Origin of the sequence: Pseudonocardia autotrophica, assembly GCF_003945385.1 — a bacterium.
Taxonomy (GTDB): domain Bacteria; phylum Actinomycetota; class Actinomycetes; order Mycobacteriales; family Pseudonocardiaceae; genus Pseudonocardia; species Pseudonocardia autotrophica.
The window spans coordinates 1,610,966-1,626,526 of sequence record NZ_AP018920.1 but is presented as its reverse complement, the minus strand read 5'-3'; the positions used below and the strand labels follow the sequence as shown (position 1 = coordinate 1,626,526).

General features: G+C 67.3%; 16 protein-coding genes and 1 pseudogene. 9 read left to right on the top strand and 8 right to left on the bottom strand.

The window, feature by feature from the left end; translation table 11 throughout:
- Nucleotides 1-60: 60 nt before the first annotated feature.
- The 3 genes from Pdca_RS07860 to Pdca_RS07850 all read right to left on the bottom strand — a co-directional run bounded on the left by Pdca_RS07860 (nt 61) and on the right by Pdca_RS07850 (nt 3,333).
- Nucleotides 61-1,668: a nickel-dependent hydrogenase large subunit gene (locus Pdca_RS07860; RefSeq protein WP_085916640.1), complete on the bottom strand. Its 1,608-nt coding sequence runs from the start codon at nt 1,666-1,668 to the stop codon at nt 61-63.
- A gap of 54 nt (nt 1,669-1,722) precedes the next feature.
- Nucleotides 1,723-2,694: an NADH-quinone oxidoreductase subunit B family protein gene (locus tag Pdca_RS07855; RefSeq protein ID WP_085916641.1), complete on the bottom strand. Its 972-nt coding sequence runs from the start codon at nt 2,692-2,694 to the stop codon at nt 1,723-1,725.
- A 105-nt stretch (nt 2,695-2,799) separates the two neighbouring features.
- Nucleotides 2,800-3,333: a DUF1641 domain-containing protein gene (locus tag Pdca_RS07850; protein WP_085916642.1), complete on the bottom strand. Its 534-nt coding sequence runs from the start codon at nt 3,331-3,333 to the stop codon at nt 2,800-2,802.
- Between the two features lie 289 nt (nt 3,334-3,622).
- Here Pdca_RS07850 and Pdca_RS07845 point away from each other — a divergent pair, with 289 nt between their 5' ends.
- Entirely contained in the window at nt 3,623-4,600 is a 978-nt protein-coding gene (locus tag Pdca_RS07845; RefSeq protein WP_232021457.1) for an AraC family transcriptional regulator, read from the top strand.
- 107 nt (nt 4,601-4,707) lie between these two features.
- On the opposite strand, the gene Pdca_RS37945 is transcribed toward Pdca_RS07845, so the two are convergent.
- Nucleotides 4,708-4,947, bottom strand: a complete 240-nt coding sequence (locus tag Pdca_RS37945) for a hypothetical protein (protein ID WP_085916643.1) — start codon at nt 4,945-4,947, stop codon at nt 4,708-4,710.
- 623 nt (nt 4,948-5,570) lie between these two features.
- Between Pdca_RS37945 and Pdca_RS07835 the strand changes: the two are divergent.
- Nucleotides 5,571-5,783, top strand: a pseudogene (locus Pdca_RS07835) (IS1634 family transposase); the annotation flags it as partial.
- Between the two features lie 73 nt (nt 5,784-5,856).
- Nucleotides 5,857-6,051 carry a hypothetical protein gene (locus Pdca_RS07830; RefSeq protein WP_125911308.1) on the top strand — a complete coding sequence of 65 codons (195 nt, stop codon included), beginning with the start codon at nt 5,857-5,859 and terminating at the stop codon, nt 6,049-6,051.
- A gap of 138 nt (nt 6,052-6,189) precedes the next feature.
- Here the strand turns inward: Pdca_RS07830 and Pdca_RS07825 are convergent, their stop codons facing one another.
- Nucleotides 6,190-7,968 (bottom strand): IS1634 family transposase, encoded by a 1,779-nt coding sequence (locus tag Pdca_RS07825; protein ID WP_125911307.1) that lies wholly within the window; start codon nt 7,966-7,968, stop codon nt 6,190-6,192.
- 287 nt (nt 7,969-8,255) lie between these two features.
- Here Pdca_RS07825 and Pdca_RS07820 point away from each other — a divergent pair, with 287 nt between their 5' ends.
- The 5 genes from Pdca_RS07820 to Pdca_RS07800 all read left to right on the top strand — a co-directional run bounded on the left by Pdca_RS07820 (nt 8,256) and on the right by Pdca_RS07800 (nt 11,568).
- Nucleotides 8,256-8,618: a 6-pyruvoyl trahydropterin synthase family protein gene (locus Pdca_RS07820; protein ID WP_085916908.1), complete on the top strand. Its 363-nt coding sequence runs from the start codon at nt 8,256-8,258 to the stop codon at nt 8,616-8,618.
- A complete protein-coding gene (locus Pdca_RS07815; RefSeq protein ID WP_085916907.1) occupies nt 8,573-9,340 on the top strand; it encodes a 7-carboxy-7-deazaguanine synthase QueE in 768 nt (255 codons plus the stop codon). Before Pdca_RS07820 ends, Pdca_RS07815 begins: the two co-directional genes overlap by 46 nt.
- Before the next feature lie 62 nt (nt 9,341-9,402).
- Nucleotides 9,403-9,957, top strand: coding sequence for a 7-cyano-7-deazaguanine synthase (locus Pdca_RS07810; protein WP_158092394.1), 555 nt, complete (start codon nt 9,403-9,405; stop codon nt 9,955-9,957).
- A 55-nt stretch (nt 9,958-10,012) separates the two neighbouring features.
- A complete protein-coding gene (locus tag Pdca_RS07805; protein ID WP_085916905.1) occupies nt 10,013-10,978 on the top strand; it encodes a hypothetical protein in 966 nt (321 codons plus the stop codon).
- Nucleotides 10,978-11,568, top strand: coding sequence for a nucleotidyltransferase domain-containing protein (locus Pdca_RS07800; RefSeq protein ID WP_125911306.1), 591 nt, complete (start codon nt 10,978-10,980; stop codon nt 11,566-11,568). Before Pdca_RS07805 ends, Pdca_RS07800 begins: the two co-directional genes overlap by 1 nt.
- 94 nt (nt 11,569-11,662) lie before the next feature.
- Here Pdca_RS07800 and Pdca_RS07795 read toward each other — a convergent pair whose 3' ends face one another.
- Genes Pdca_RS07795 through Pdca_RS36010 form a run of 3 tightly spaced genes read right to left on the bottom strand, consistent with a single transcriptional unit; the run spans nt 11,663 to nt 14,922 of the window.
- Nucleotides 11,663-13,399: an IS1634 family transposase gene (locus Pdca_RS07795; RefSeq protein ID WP_125911305.1), complete on the bottom strand. Its 1,737-nt coding sequence runs from the start codon at nt 13,397-13,399 to the stop codon at nt 11,663-11,665.
- A gap of 39 nt (nt 13,400-13,438) precedes the next feature.
- Complete coding sequence (locus Pdca_RS07790; protein WP_125911267.1) at nt 13,439-14,449, bottom strand: IS3 family transposase; 1,011 nt, start codon at nt 14,447-14,449, stop codon at nt 13,439-13,441.
- Nucleotides 14,446-14,922, bottom strand: a complete 477-nt coding sequence (locus Pdca_RS36010) for a transposase (RefSeq protein ID WP_179956585.1) — start codon at nt 14,920-14,922, stop codon at nt 14,446-14,448. The genes Pdca_RS07790 and Pdca_RS36010 overlap by 4 nt, the downstream gene beginning before the upstream one ends.
- A 245-nt stretch (nt 14,923-15,167) precedes the next feature.
- Here Pdca_RS36010 and Pdca_RS07780 point away from each other — a divergent pair, with 245 nt between their 5' ends.
- Entirely contained in the window at nt 15,168-15,557 is a 390-nt protein-coding gene (locus Pdca_RS07780; protein WP_085916913.1) for a hypothetical protein, read from the top strand.
- The last annotated feature ends 4 nt before the right edge of the window (nt 15,558-15,561 follow it).

The window sequence follows — 15,561 nt, the reverse complement described above, 5'->3', positions numbered from 1 at the left end:
GTGGCTCGATGTCGACGGCGGGGACCTCTTGTCCGGTGAACCGTTCCGAAGGCGTCGGACTCACACCATTCCGTTGATCACGAACTTGGACAGCTCCCGCCCGGTCTTCCCGTCATAGGCATGCACCGTGCACACCAGGCAGGAATCGAAGCTGCGGGCCACGTGGCCGAGCTCCACCGGATCTTCGGGGTCGACGATCGGCGAACCGACCAGCGCCTGCTCGATCGGGCCGAGCGTCGACGCACCGTCGCGCGGGCCGATGTTCCAAGCGGTGGGTGTCACCACCTGGTAGTTCTTGATCTTGTTGTCCTCGATGACGATCCAGTCCGACAGCGAGCCACGGGCCGCCTCCGTCGAACCGAAGCCCCGTCCCTCGGCGTGCTCGACCGGCTTGGAGTAGAAGGACTCCTTGAGGTCAAGCTGATCGAGCCAGCTCCGCACCCACTTGTAGTACTTGGGCGCTTCGTGCATCCGGGCCAGCTGGCGCACGAAAACGCTGGGGCCGATCTTGTTGAACATGTCGACGAACAGGCCGTCGTCGTCCTGATGCGATGCAGCGTTCGGACCTCCCGCGGCCATGCGGCGAGCCAGCGGGCCGGCCTCGAGCGGGATGTGGCCCATGCCGCCCACGTTGTAGCGGGGCGACTTCGCCCAGCTGTACTTGCCCTGCTTGGCCCCGACCGCCGGGTCGATGGGGTTCGTCTCCCCGTCGAACGGGTGCAGTGAGCCGGTGCCCTCGTAGAAGGAGTGGGTGACGTCCTCGGTGACGTTGGCCTGATCGAACTCGTGCCACCGGCCATCGGCGAAGACGCCGGACCGGCCGATGAGCGCCGCGTTACGCCCGTCGATGGTGGGATTCTCGTACAGCGACGGCTCGAAGTAGGTACCGGTCGCGAGGTAGTTGCCCACACCCTTGCCGTACTTGTCGAGACCGGTGTCGAGGCAGTAGCGGATGAAGAACCCGCAGTCGCTGTTGTACTGCGACTCGTTCTCATCGACCCAGGCGAGCACGTCCTCCCAGGTCCGGTTGGCCAGCCAGCGATCAACCGAGCAGCCGAGCCACATCTTCTCCAGCCAGTTGTCCTTCCAGTGCTCCAGGATCGCGATGGCACGGGTGACGTCGGTCAACGTCGGACCGCACATCACGCCACCCGGGACCATGAAGCTGGAGTGCGGCCACTGTCCGCCGAAGATGGCGTACATCTCGACCGGCTTCGCCGAGAGAACCACCCCGGGCTGGTAGCTGGTCCCCACGTAGGGCGCGAAGCGGCGCACGGCCTCCGCGTAGAGCTTGGACTTGGCGTAGTTCTTGTTGGTGAAGTCGATCGCGAACAGCGCGTAGAAGTAGCGCGGGATGGACTGCAGCGTTTCCGCGGCCTGACAGATGTTGCGGATCAGTGTCGCGTTAGGTGGCATGTGCGTCCGCCACGCTGTGTCGAGCGCGTACGCCGACTTGTACAGGTGGCTGCCGCCGCAGATACCGCAGATGCGGGGGCACACGATGAGTCCGGCCTGCGGGTCCTTGCCACGCAGGATGATCTCGAAGCCGCGGAACATCGCCGCTTCGGTCCAGGCCGACGTCACGACGCCGTCCTCGATGGTCACTCGCACGTCGAGGTCACCCTCAACTCGGCCCAGCGGGCTCACGTGCAGGTCGAGCGCGGTCATGGTGGGTCCTTTCAGGACGACCGTGAATTGTTGAGGCTAAGGAGTCTCGACCCCTCAGACGACGAACATGTCCTCCTTGGACCATTGCGGCGCCGCGATGCGGGCGGCCGCAGCATGGGCCATGTAGGTGAGGTGGTCACTGCCTTCGGGGACCTCCTTCGGGATGGTTCCGCTGACCTTCTGGGTCTTGAAGACCGTGCCGGGAGCAAGGTCGAAGTGCGGGAACTCGGGTTCTGTACAGCCCAGGCACGGCATGCCGGCGCGCGTCTTGGACGACACCCGGTTCCACAGGATCCGGTTGCACGGGGAATGGGTCATCGGGCCCCGGCATCCGAGTTCGTAGAACAGGCAGCCGGTGCGCGTGCCCTCGCCGAACGAGTAGGTGGACTGCTTGTACTCGAAGAATTGCACGCGGGTACAGCCGGTCTGGGTGAACGACTTGAAGAACGTCTCGGGCCGGTGCAGGTCGTCGAGCGAGATGTCACCGGCGCGGCCGGTTGCCAACGCCACGAGGATTTGGGTGATCCAGTCGGGGTGTGCTGGGCAGCCCGGTATGTTGATCACCGGCAGGCCCATCTTCGACGTGAAGTCCGGGCCCAGGAACCCGCCCTTGGCGCGCTTGTGGAACTGCAGACCGGTCGAACCCGACGGGTTGGGTTCCATCGCCGGGATGCCACCCCAACAAGCGCAGTCACCGATCGCGACGACGATCTGGGCGGAGTTGGCGAGGTCGATCACCCAGTCCTTCATCGGGCGGTCGGCAAACATATCCATGCGACCACTGCCGTCGGGCGCCTCGATGACGGTGCCCTCGAACACGAAGATGTCGAGCGGTCGGTCGCCGTTGGCGCAGTCCCAGAACAGCTTCTGCGCATTTTTGCCGAGTTCGAGCCCCAAGGACGGGTGCCAGATCAGGTCCAGTCCAAAGTCGACGATCAGATCGACGACATTCGGCTCCTCGGCGTTCAGGAACGACATGGTGTTCCCACTGCATGCCCCTCCTTGCAACCACAGCACGGACGCCATGCGAAATCCTCTCAGAACCATGTCCGCATCAACTGCACGGACGCAGGTGGCGTCAGCAACCCGTGTCGCTGACGAGATTCGGGTGGATCCAATGCGAGATCGGGCTCAGGCGAGCCTTCGACCGAGCGACCGGACGATCTCGATCAGGAGATTGAGACCTCGGGACACGTTCTCGTCCTTGAGCACTCGGAGCAGGCCGAAGACTCCCGTCGGACCGGCCTTAATTGCCGAGGCGGCATCCGCGCCCTCGACGACCGCATCGCCGAGCAGCGCGATCGCCTTCGCTGCGCGGGGATCAGTCACCAGAGTCGAAGTAAGGAGCGCGTGAAGGGTAGGAGTGGCAGCTACCACACCCCCCGACAAGGTTGTCGCGCTGGACATCAGTCCCTGCACATCGATGCCTGACAGCGACGACACGCCGGGGCCAGACGCCTGGCGCAGGTCGCGCACGCCGTCGGCCACGCCCTCCATGATGGTGTCGCCACGCCGCAGGAACCCGTCGAGTGCGACGACCAGCACAGCAAGCAGGTCTGCGTGTTCGAGCACGACTGACAGCGACGCCGCGACCGTGGGGTCGTCGAGCCGCTCGAGTAGCTCGTCCGCCGGGGAGTGGGCGGCGAGCTGGCCGTTGACGACCAAGGGGCCCCCTTCGTTGGGTTCCGGTGTGAGGTGAGGCACAAAGCTACCTCCCATCGCCCAGTTAGCCTAGCGAGATCGCGCGAAGACTGTCACGATCGCGCAGAGATGCACTCGCAGGAGCGCTGATACCCGCGCCACAGCTTGCACGTTCGAACAGAAACGGCTTCTCGCGGTCAAGGCTTGTGGCGCGACTGTCGCGGGGGTAGTGATGTCCAGGCTTGAGCGGCTGCGGTTCATTGACATCCGCCGCACACAGGGCCCTGTGCGGCGCAAGGTTCGGTCGCGGGGCGTGCCACCCGCGCTGGCCGCGCACGAGATCTTCTACTCCGAGAGCGTTCGCGAAACCGCTGCACTCCTGGGCGCAGCCCTCGCGCCTGGCCATCTGGTGGTCGATGCTGCGCCCCCGGCTGTCTTCGCTGCAAGCCTGCACGGCGTCCGACTTCGTGACGTGAGCCTGCTGCACCTTGACCTGTCCGTCACCGGAACCCTCGACATCCCGGTCCTTGGCAACTACTACACGGTATGCCTACCGACGAATGGGCAGGTCACGTATCAACATGCGGGACAGAAGCTCGAAGCGAACACGGTTTGCGCACTTGTCACGAGTCCCGGCTTGCCCCTGACGCTACATCTAGGGGTCGACACCCCGATCTTGATCGTGCGAATCGAAGAGTCAGCATTGAACGCCCTGCTTGCACGACTGCTCGGCCGCACCCTACCGTCGAAGATAATCTTCGAGCCCGCGTTCGACCTCACCTCAGAGGCGGCAATGCGCTGGAGTTCGGCAGTTCAGCTCATGCACACAGAGGTCTATTATCCGGGGTCACTAATTCAACGCGGAGAAGGAATAGGGGCAATTGAGGAGCTGCTAATGAGCAGTCTGCTCCACCTTCAGCCGTCGAACTTCCGCCACCACTTCAGTGACGCGTCCATCCACAGTGAGGGTCGTGTCGTGCGCAAGGCGTTGAATTTTATCGAGACTCATCTAGGCGATGCGCTGACCGTTGCTGACATCGCCCGAAGCGTACATCTCAGCAAACGCTCAATCCAACAAGTGTTTCACGACGAACTGGGAGTCAGCCCTATGGCCTACGTTCAGCGGCGCCGTCTCGAACGCGTTCGAGACGAGCTGGTCGACGCCATGCCTTCCGAAGGAGTAACCGTAGCTGCGGTTGCACATCGGTGGGGATTCAATCACCCTGGAAGCTTCGCAGTAGCGTATCGAAGGCAGTGGGGAGAATCCCCATCCACTACGCTACGCACGTAGCGCAAACGCCGTGCCACCCTGCGGTATTCACGGTGATCTTGAGGTATGCGCGTCGCGACAAAAGTGCTCTGCCCCGAATCGGCGAGTAGCACTCCAGCCGTAGATCGTTATGTCCATGGCTGGGCTGCTTCGTGGCGCTGGTAGTGGCTGGTGCGGGCGCGGTGTTGGTGGCGTCGGCGCCAGAGTGACCAGGCCAGTGGGCAGGTGAGTGTGCGTGCGGGCTCGATGACGTAGGTGACGAACAGGCGGCGGATCTCGTTGCAGGTCAGCGCGATCAGCCCGTCGGGAGCGGGCTGTTCGGCGTGTTCGTGGGCGGCGATCGCGGCGAGCAGGGCGTGCGCGAGCATGGCGAGCAGGGTCCAGCGCCGCCAGGAGGTCCAGCGCCGGACCTGGTGCTCGCCAGGCCCTTGCCGGCCTGGAAGCTCTCCTCCACGGTCCATCGTCGCCGGCGACGCGGACCAGTTCGCGGAGTGGGACGACATCGGGTGAGTAGCAGCGGTAGAACGCCAGTTCACCGGTGTCTCGGTGGCGGCGCACGAGTAGCCACCAGCACTGGGTGTCGGCCGGGGTCTGCGGCGCCTGTGGGGTCGGGGCGGCTGATCAGTGCCCAGTCGTAGTAGCGCTGCCCTCTCGCGCCTGCGCCTGCGGAGAGTCGTTGCCAGGCCCGGCGTGGGAGGTCGGCGGCGATCTCGTCGGCTCGTATGAGCCCGGCCTGGGTGGGGATGCGGCGGTCGCAGCCGATGGCCAGCACGTAACCGACCCGGCGGGTTGTCCAGCTCGGCGCGCAGGACCGGGTCGGCGCCGTAGACCTCCTGACCTGACTCATGCCACTTATGATGATCTTGGTGCGGTCGTAGGGGTTGACCTGGTGGTTCTCGGGCACGAGCACGGGGATCTGGTCACTAAGAATTGGGTGGCTCGGTAGCCTCGCCCGGGTGAGTTCGCGGTTCGTGCGTCGGGCGCGGGCGGCGTCGGGTGCCACTTGACCGTCGTGTTCGCCGCGCTGGCGGTCTCCCGCCACCTCCAGGACGCCACCGGAGTCTCGATCCAGAACCTCGTGCGCACGCTACGGACGGTCCGCTCCGCCACGATCCGTCTCGGCCGCCACGAGATCACCCTCGCCCTCGACATTCCCGCCGCAGCCCAGGCCATCCTCGATCGGCTACCGCCGAGAGGTCACTAAACAGCGGCACGAGTCATCCCTGAAGGAGCGGGGCCGGTCAACCCCCGGTTCTTGTTCTTGATCTTTGTTCTGGTTGCTCTCCACCTGGGTCGAGCGCCACTACGGCTACGGCATCGCCCGCGCCTTCGCCGAACACACCGACAGCGCCGGAGCGGCGACCACCACCTACATCAAGGCCGACATCCACGCCGTCGCCACCGCATTGGCCGCAATGACGGGCCACTCGCATCCTTTCGCCGTACCGGCTCACCGACCACGACCAAAATGATCACGCCGCACGATCCGCGGGTTGGGCCCGGGTTCCGCAGCTGATGTCGGTGCTGGACACGGAATCTGGGGGTTGACCTGCGAGAACGCCGAAGGCCGCCCGGACGGGCGTGTGTCCAGGCGGTGAGGTTCGTGCTGGTCAGAGCGTTGTGGCGGGCCCGAGTTCGATGATCTTCTTGGGTGCGTTGATGTCGAGCTTGGCGAGGATGTCGCGCTGGGCGGTGGTCAGCTCGGTGCGTTGGCGGAACGTGCCGGCGGGGCCGGTGAAGGTGCCGACGTGCAGGTCTTGGAGGTCCTCGCGGACGCGGTTCCAGGTAGCACCGGTGGTGGTCTCGACGATGCGGACCAGGAGCAGCGCGAGCCAGCAGAGGATGACGTGGGCACGGATGCGTTCTTCGAGGCGGTGATAGACCGGGCGCAGTTCCAGGGTGGTCTTCATGTCGCGCCAGCCGCGTTCGACCTGCAACAGCTGCTTGTAGCCCAGCGCGATGTCCTCCGCGGACAGGTGCGGGTCCGAGCAGCGCAGCAGGTACTTCCCGTCCAGGTTCACCTCGCCGGCGATCTTCTTGCGGTCGACGCGGAGCAGGCCCTTCGGGGTGACGCGCAGGAACCGGTTGAGCCCGGGCATGGTCGAGATGCGCCCGCGCAGCTCGGCCCGCTTGGTCACCGTGAGCCGGTCGGTGTCGGCGATGAGCGCGGTGAGCTTGCCGACCATGACCTCGCGCAGCGCGGCGTCCCGTTCGGCCTGCTCAGGGTTGAAGCAGATCACGAACCGCTCATCAGCGGCGATCTTGACCTCTTTGACCTGCAGGTTGTCCCGGACATGGCTGTAGCGGCCCTGGCGGGACAGCGCCGCGGTGGCCTCCGCGGAACCGGAGCGGAGCTTCTCTCCGATGATGTAGTGCCCGCCGCCGCGGCGCAGCTCCCTGCGGTTCTGCGTCGAGGAGAACCCGCGGTCCGCGACCCACATCACCCTCGCCAGGGTCCAGTCCCGCATGTCCTCGCGGGCCTGGCGGATCAGCGCCGAGTCGGTGGTGTTGCCCGGCCAGCACCACACCCGCACCGGGATCCCGGCGCGGGTGACGGCCATGCCGATCACGACCTGGGGCAGGTCGTCACGGGAGTCCTTCGACTTGCCGTAAGTCCGGAACCCCACCCCGCCGCCGGTGTCCTCGCCCTCGCCGTCGCCGTCGCCGTCGCCGTCGCCGTCGCCGTCGCCGTCGCCGTCGCCGTCGCCGGGGTCCTGGTCGGGGACCGGGCGCCCGCGGACGTCACGGGCGAGCGGGTCGTCGGGCTCGTCGGTCTGGAAGTAGGTGGAGGTGGTGTCGAAGAACAGCAGGTCGACCTCGTGATCGAGCAGGGTCGCGACCTGCCAGAACACCTCCCGTTCCAGATCGGGGGCGATGTCGAGGAGCCAGTCCATCGCCCGGTAGCAGGCGTCGTCGGAGGTCTCGGCCAGGCCGTCGATGTGCGCGCGGCGGTTCACCCAGCCCGCGGCGGCCAGCTTCGAACCCGGCGCCAGCGCCCGGTTCGCCACCAGCGCGAACAGCACCCGCTCGGTGCGCGGGTCGCGCTTGCGCCCGGTGAGCAGCCGGGTCATGACGGTGTCGATCCCGAGGCGGCGCCACAACGCGTCGAGGACCAGGGTGCCGCCGACCGGGCGCGAGGAGGTGAACGCCAGCCCCGCCGCCCCGGGCGCCTGCGAGCCGGTCAGAGCGGTGGCCGGGTCGAGCAGCCTCGTCAGCGACGCGACCAGGCGCTTGATCGCGTCGCGGTCGAGTTGGTCCTCCCGGCCGAAGCTGTGCAGCACCTTGGGCCGCGAGGTCTTCGTGGTCGGGTCCCACTCGTTGTGGGTCAGCTGCAGGTACCGCACCGCGGTGCCGTCCTTGTTTCGCCGTGTCGACACTCGTACGTGCACGTGTCCAGACGTTACATGAGTTCCAGCAGCTCAACAGTTCGAACACCGATCGAACGTGTGTCCAGTATTTTCGCCGCTTCCGGACCTGCTCCCGCTCGCTGACCTGGGAGAATACCGCGGCGTGTGTCCAGATCCGCCCATCAGCTGCGGAACGCGGGTTGGGCGCCGGCAACGGATCCAGGTGCTCCGCGACGACCGGGTCCGATGCGGCGCTCGGCTCAGCGAGAAGGGCTTGCTCCCCGCTTCGGGCTGCACGGCCAGGAACGTCCGACGGATAGAATGCCCGAGTGGCTGGCTACCAGGTGAGTATCCTTCGCCGGTACTCATTCGAGGCGGCTCACCGGTTGAGCTGGCATCCGGGCAAGTGCCGTGCACTCCACGGTCATCGCTACGTGATGGAGGTCGAGGCCACGGGGCCCGTCGACGAGCGAGGGGTGGTCGCGGACTTCGCCGAACTCGACGCGCAAGTCGAGCAGCACGTGCTGGCCCGCCTAGACCACTCTTACCTGAACGACCTGCTCAACAATCCGACCGCTGAGCTGACCGCGTGCATGATCGGCGACTGGCTGAGTGAAGCGGCCGTCCCCTGGACCATGCTGCGCCTATGGGAGACGGAACGCGGATCGGTCGTTCTGCGTCGGCCCTCATGACGGCGTACCGCGGGGTGCTTCGGCCTGGCGCAAGTGAGCTGCTCGTCAGCGAGGTGTTTGGGCCCACTCTTCAGGGTGAAGGGCCGAGCGCGGGGCGCGCGGCAGTGTTCCTGCGACTCGGGATGTGCAATCTCGCCTGCGCGTGGTGCGACACGTCTTACACCTGGGACCGCTCCTCCCACGATCTCGCCGCCGAGCTCCGGACCACTGCCGTGGTCGACCTCGTCAGGGACGTGCTGTCGCGAGCGGCACCACTCGTCGTGGTCACCGGCGGGGAGCCTCTGCTGCAGAGGACTACGCTTCTCTCGTTCGTTCGCGCTGTTTCCGCGGCCGGCCGCCGGGTCGAGTTCGAGACCAGCGGCTCGGTCGCTCCCGGCGGTCTGGCCACGCTCGTTGACCGGTTCGTCGTATCACCGAAGCTCAGCAACAGCAGACAATCGGAACGGGCGCGGCTGCGGTGGGGGGTGCTGCACGAGTTTGCCGCCCTGCGCAGCACCGAGTTCAAGTTCGTCGTGTCATCGCCGTCCGACCTCGCCGAGGTCGACGAGATCGCGGCGCGGCTCGCGCTCGCTCCCCAGAGGATCTGGGTAATGCCCGAGGGGACCACCCGGGAGGCTGTCATCGACGGCCTGGCCGCGCTCGCACCAGGCGTCAACCGCCGCGGGTGGTCCCTGAGCGGGAGGATGCACGTTCTGCTGTGGGGTAACGAGCGAGCCAGGTGACTCGTCGCGATCAGCGCGGCGAGTCTCGGGAACTCAAGCGAATGATCTGGCAGGGTCCAGGGGTGTCCCGCGTGCGTCACCCGTGTCTGCTCCTGAGCGGTGGCGTCGACAGCGCGCTCGTTGCGCGGTTCCTGATAGAGGCCGGCACTCCGCCGACTGGACTGTTCGTGGACTACGGCCAGCCTGCGGCGAAGGCCGAGGCGCACGCCAGCACGGCCATCGCTGCGGCCTTCGGCCTGTCGCGCGAGTGCGTGACCATCGGCGGACTGAGCGTCCCGTCTTCGGGCGAGATCATCGGGCGTAACGACTTGCTGATCGCGGTGGCGCGCGCCGCGGCGCCCGGGCGGGACGTCGCGCTCGGCGTGCACGGGGGCACCGGCTACGCGGACTGCTCACCGGAGCACCGGGACGCCTGGCAGTCGCTGCTCGACGCGCAGCACGGCGGCGCAGTCCGACTCCTCGCGCCGCTGCTGCACCTGACCAAGCCCGAGGTGCTAGCACTCGCTGTGGACGGCTCGATCCCTCTGGGGCTGACGCACAGCTGCGAAGCTGGTGACACGGCCTGCGGCCGGTGTCGCTCCTGCCTCGACCGGGCGATCCTCGATGCGCGCGCGTAGCCGTCCATTGCGGTTGGCCGGAGCGACGCTGACCACTCCCCTGCTGATCCCTAGCGTGAGCAGCCGGGGCTTTCCCCTGGACCCGGCTGGGATCGCAGAGAGCAGCCTCTACCTGCAGTACGCTCTCGACGGCCTCGACGAGGCCCTGCTCGTCTCGGCGTACGACGTGGAGCACCGCACGCTCAAAGACGTCACCCGGCTGCTCGACGACACCGCCTCCGGCACGGTGTTCGACCGGCCGCGGCTGCTAGTCCTCGACAGCGGAGGCTACGAGACCGGCCTGGCGTGGGAATCCGGCCACATCCAACGAGACGATCCAGCCCGTCGCCTCTACGACGCGGCGGCGTTCGCCCGCATTGTGGATCGGCTGCCGCCACAGCGGCCCACGCTCGTCGTGTCCTACGACGGTCCCGACCTCGCGGGCGACACTTACGGCGAGCAGATCCGCAGAGCTCAGGCGTTCTTTGCCACGCGAACCCATGTGGCGAGCGACATCTTGCTGAAGCCGACCGAGCGGTGGCACTCGCCGCGCGAGCTCGCGCCCTACGCTCCTGATCTGGTTGCGTTCGACGTGGTCGGGTTCACCGAGAAGGAGCTGGGCGACTCGTACCTGGCCCGCCTGTGCACCCTGGCGCGTCTGCGAATCGTTCTCGACGAGGCCGGCGTCGACGCACCGATCCACCTGTTCGGAGCGCTCGATCCGCTCCTCACACCGCTGTACTTCTCGGCGGGCGCTGAGATCTTCGACGGACTGAGTTGGATGCGCTACGCGTACATCGGCGGCCTGGCCGTCCATCCCGACGCGGGCGCCCTGCTTCGTGGCGAGGACGATGACCGACAGCAACTACGGGACGCCAAGCGGCCCATCGTGAATCTCGGGCACCTGCGGGCGCTGAAACGGCAGATGGAGCGGTACGCGGCGACCGGCGGCCGTGGTTTCGATGAGTTCGCCGAGCACGGGGCGGTGCTGGCCCGAACCCATGCCACCATGCTGGCAAGGATCGAGAAGGGCATCGACTGATGGGCGGTAGTGGCGGCGGCACCTACAGCGGCAGCGACGAGGAGCTCGCGCGAACTCGTGCCGAGGTACGGCGAGAACTGGCGGAGCAGCAGCTCATCGCCGATATCAACCAGTTCCTCGCTGAGCAGTTGGTCGGCTTCAACGACCGCGACACCCAGGCGGTCTCGAACAAGCTCGATCAGCTTGAGGAAGTCCTGCGCGAGCTGGGACACGACGTGGACCACCTGCTGTTCGGCGGCAGTATCGCCAAGCACACCTACGTCGACGGCCTGTCGGACGTCGACAGCCTCGTCTTCCTCAACGGCCCCACCTCTGGGCCCCCTGACGCCGTCCTCACCGCCTTCGCCGACGCGCTCAGGGCGAGGCTCCCGGCCTCGCAGATCAACGACATCCAGGTCGGGCGGATGGCCGTAACTGTGACGTACCGCGACGGCACGCAGGTCCAGCTCCTCCCCGCGACCGAGCGGAGCGACCACACCGTTATCCCCGCGCCGGATGGCAGCGGCTGGAAGGCCGTTCGTCCGCACAAGTTCACCAAGAAGCTGACCGAGGCAAACCATCGCAACGGCCACCCCGGGTTCCGCAGCTGATGTCGGTGCTGGACACGGAATCTGGGGGTTGACCTGCGAGAACGCCGAAGGCCGCCCGGACGGGCGTGTGTCCAGGCGGTGAGGTTCGTGCTGGTCAGAGCGTTGTGGCGGGCCCGAGTTCGATGATCTTCTTGGGTGCGTTGATGTCGAGCTTGGCGAGGATGTCGCGCTGGGCGGTGGTCAGCTCGGTGCGTTGGCGGAACGTGCCGGCGGGGCCGGTGAAGGTGCCGACGTGCAGGTCTTGGAGGTCCTCGCGGACGCGGTTCCAGGTAGCACCGGTGGTGGTCTCGACGATGCGGACCAGGAGCAGCGCGAGCCAGCAGAGGATGACGTGGGCACGGATGCGTTCTTCGAGGCGGTGATAGACCGGGCGCAGTTCCAGGGTGGTCTTCATGTCGCGCCAGCCGCGTTCGACCTGCAACAGCTGCTTGTAGCCCAGCGCGATGTCCTCCGCGGACAGGTGCGGGTCCGAGCAGCGCAGCAGGTACTTCCCGTCCAGGTTCACCTCGCCGGCGATCTTCTTGCGGTCGACGCGGAGCAGGCCCTTCGGGGTGACGCGCAGGAACCGGTTGAGCCCGGGCATGGTCGAGATGCGCCCGCGCAGCTCGGCCCGCTTGGTCACCGTGAGCCGGTCGGTGTCGGCGATGAGCGCGGTGAGCTTGCCGACCATGACCTCGCGCAGCGCGGCGTCCCGTTCGGCCTGCTCAGGGTTGAAGCAGATCACGAACCGCTCATCAGCGGCGATCTTGACCTCTTTGACCTGCAGGTTGTCCCGGACATGGCTGTAGCGGCCCTGGCGGGACAGCGCCGCGGTGGCCTCCGCGGAACCGGAGCGGAGCTTCTCTCCGATGATGTAGTGCCCGCCGCCGCGGCGCAGCTCCCTGCGGTTCTGCGTCGAGGAGAACCCGCGGTCCGCGACCCACATCACCCTCGCCAGGGTCCAGTCCCGCATGTCCTCGCGGGCCTGGCGGATCAGCGCCGAGTCGGTGGTGTTGCCCGGCCAGCACCACACCCGCACCGGGATCCCGGCGCGGGTGACGGCCATGCCGATCACGACCTGGGGCAGGTCGTCACGGGAGTCCTTCGACTTGCCGTAAGTCCGGAACCCCACCCCGCCGCCGGTGTCCTCGCCCTCGCCGTCGCCCTCGCCGTCGCCGTCGCCGTCGCCGTCGCCGTCGCCGTCGCCGTCGCCGTCGCCGTCGCCGGGGTCCTGGTCGGGGACCGGGCGCCCGCGGACGTCACGGGCGAGCGGGTCGTCGGGCTCGTCGGTCTGGAAGTAGGTGGAGGTGGTGTCGAAGAACAGCAGGTCGACCTCGTGATCGAGCAGGGTCGCGACCTGCCAGAACACCTCCCGTTCCAGATCGGGGGCGATGTCGAGGAGCCAGTCCATCGCCCGGTAGCAGGCGTCGTCGGAGGTCTCGGCCAGGCCGTCGATGTGCGCGCGGCGGTTCACCCAGCCCGCGGCGGCCAGCTTCGAACCCGGCGCCAGCGCCCGGTTCGCCACCAGCGCGAACAGCACCCGCTCGGTGCGCGGGTCGCGCTTGCGCCCGGTGAGCAGCCGGGTCATGACGGTGTCGATCCCGAGGCGGCGCCACAACGCGTCGAGGACCAGGGTGCCGCCGACCGGGCGCGAGGAGGTGAACGCCAGCCCCGCCGCCCCGGGCGCCTGCGAGCCGGTCAGAGCGGTGGCCGGGTCGAGCAGCCTCGTCAGCGACGCGACCAGGCGCTTGATCGCGTCGCGGTCGAGTTGGTCCTCCCGGCCGAAGCTGTGCAGCACCTTGGGCCGCGAGGTCTTCGTGGTCGGGTCCCACTCGTTGTGGGTCAGCTGCAGGTACCGCGGTAGCTGTCAAGTCAACTGAGACAGTTGATCTTACTGAGTTGGCTGTAGGACGGGTTGATTGATCCACGCCTGCTCGGGCAGGCGCGGCGGGCTGGGCCGGCGACTGAATCGCTCGGGATACTGGGCGTGTGCGCGGTCGAGGACGGTCTGACGCTGAGCCCGGACCTCGGTCGCGGTGTCGAAGTGGATCGACGCCGGGGTGTGCATGCCGATGCCGGAGTGCCGATGCTCGTGGTTGTAGTGCTCGAAGAACCGCTCGCAGAACGCGCGGGCATCAGCGAGCGAGCCGAACCGGTCCGGGAAGTCCGGCACGTACTTCAGCGTCTTGAACTGCGCCTCGGAGAACGGGTTGTCATTCGAGCACTGCGGCCGGGAATGTGACCGGCAGATACCGAGATCGACCATCAGCTCCGATACCGGTTTCGAGGTCATCGACCCGCCCCGGTCGGCATGAATCGTCTGCGGGATGACGTGGTTGCGGGCGACTGCGTCGGCGAGGAAATCCTTCGCCACGACGGCATCCTCAGCGTTCGCGGCGAGCCATCCGACTACGTAGCGGGAGAAGATGTCGAGCACCACATACAGCTTGTACCACTCGCCCTTCCGCGGGCCCTTCAGCGCGGTGATGTCCCACGACCACACCTCGCTCGGGCCATGAGCGACCAGCTCCGGGCGCACCCGCGGCGGATGCGTGGCCTGGGCGCGCCGTTCCCGGTTCTGACCCGCTGCGCGGGCGATCCGGTACATGCTCGACTGCGAGCACCACCACCGGCCCTCGTCGAGCTCCCGGGCCCACACCTGCGGAATGGCCAGATCCCGGTAGTCCTCGGAGTTCAGCAGCGCGAGCACGGCGGCACGCTCGTCGTCGGTGATCGTCGAGGGCGGGAGCCGGCGCGCACGGTGCGGGCCGTGCAGCGGCCCGAGCGTCACCCCCGCCGGGTCGGCGCGGCGGTAGTGCGTGGCCCGCGACCGACCGGTCAACGCGCACGCCGCCTTGATCGACACCTCAGCGGCGCGCAACTCGGTGAACGCGCCGTTCAACGCCGCTTCCGCGGCGCCGGTGGTTCCTGGTCGTCCGCGCTCTCGGACAGCTGCTCCAAGAGCGCGTGCGCTTTTCCCATGATGTCCAACGCGGTCCGCGTCTTCGTCAGGTCGGATTCGAGTTTCGCGTTCCGGGCCCGGAGCCGTTCCAACTCGGCCGCCTCCGCCGACCGCTTCGGACGTTTCGCCGACCGCCTCGAATCGGCTACGCCCTCCAGCGCGCCGACGTCCCGGGCCCGGGTCCACTCGATCACGTGCGACGAATACAGGCCCTCCCGGCGCAGGACCGCGCCCTTCTCACCGTTCGGCGCGTTCTCATACTCCGCGACGATCGCCAGCTTGTATTCCGCGCTGAACGACCTACGCGACGGACGCGGCGACGGACCACCAGCCGACCGCGGACCCGACGACGACGCCGTCGACCCGCTGCTGCCGGCCCCCGCACCGCGACGCTCCTCCGATGACACGAGCACCAGGATCTCCGATCACGCCCTCTACTGTGAACCGCTGACTTCAACCTGTCTCAGGTGATCTTGGCAGAGAGGGCCGCACCGCGGTGCCGTCCTTGTTTCGCCGTGTCGACACTCGTACGTGCACGTGTCCAGACGTTACATGAGTTCCAGCAGCTCAACAGTTCGAACACCGATCGAACGTGTGTCCAGTATTTTCGCCGCTTCCGGACCTGCTCCCGCTCGCTGACCTGGGAGAATACCGCGGCGTGTGTCCAGATCCGCCCATCAGCTGCGGAACGCGGGGCCACGGCGTCGTTCCCGCGATCAAACTCGCGAAGGCCCTGATCGACAAGTTCCCGCAGGACCGGCGGCTGTCCGGCTACCACGTCGAAGCGTTGGCCATCGACGCGTTCAAGAGGTACGACGGCCCCCTCAACAGGGCCTCGATGCTGCACCATGTGCTCCGGCACGCCGCCGAAGCGGTCCTGCGGCCCACAGGCGACATCACCGGCCAGACCGTGCACATCGACGACCACCTCGGAGCGCCCGGGTCGGCTGCTCGGCGCGCGATCGCCGCATCGCTGAACGCCATAGCGACGACGCTGAGCTCCGCTCGCACCGAGCAGGAGTACCGGCGCGCGTTCGAAGGCGAGTAGCGGC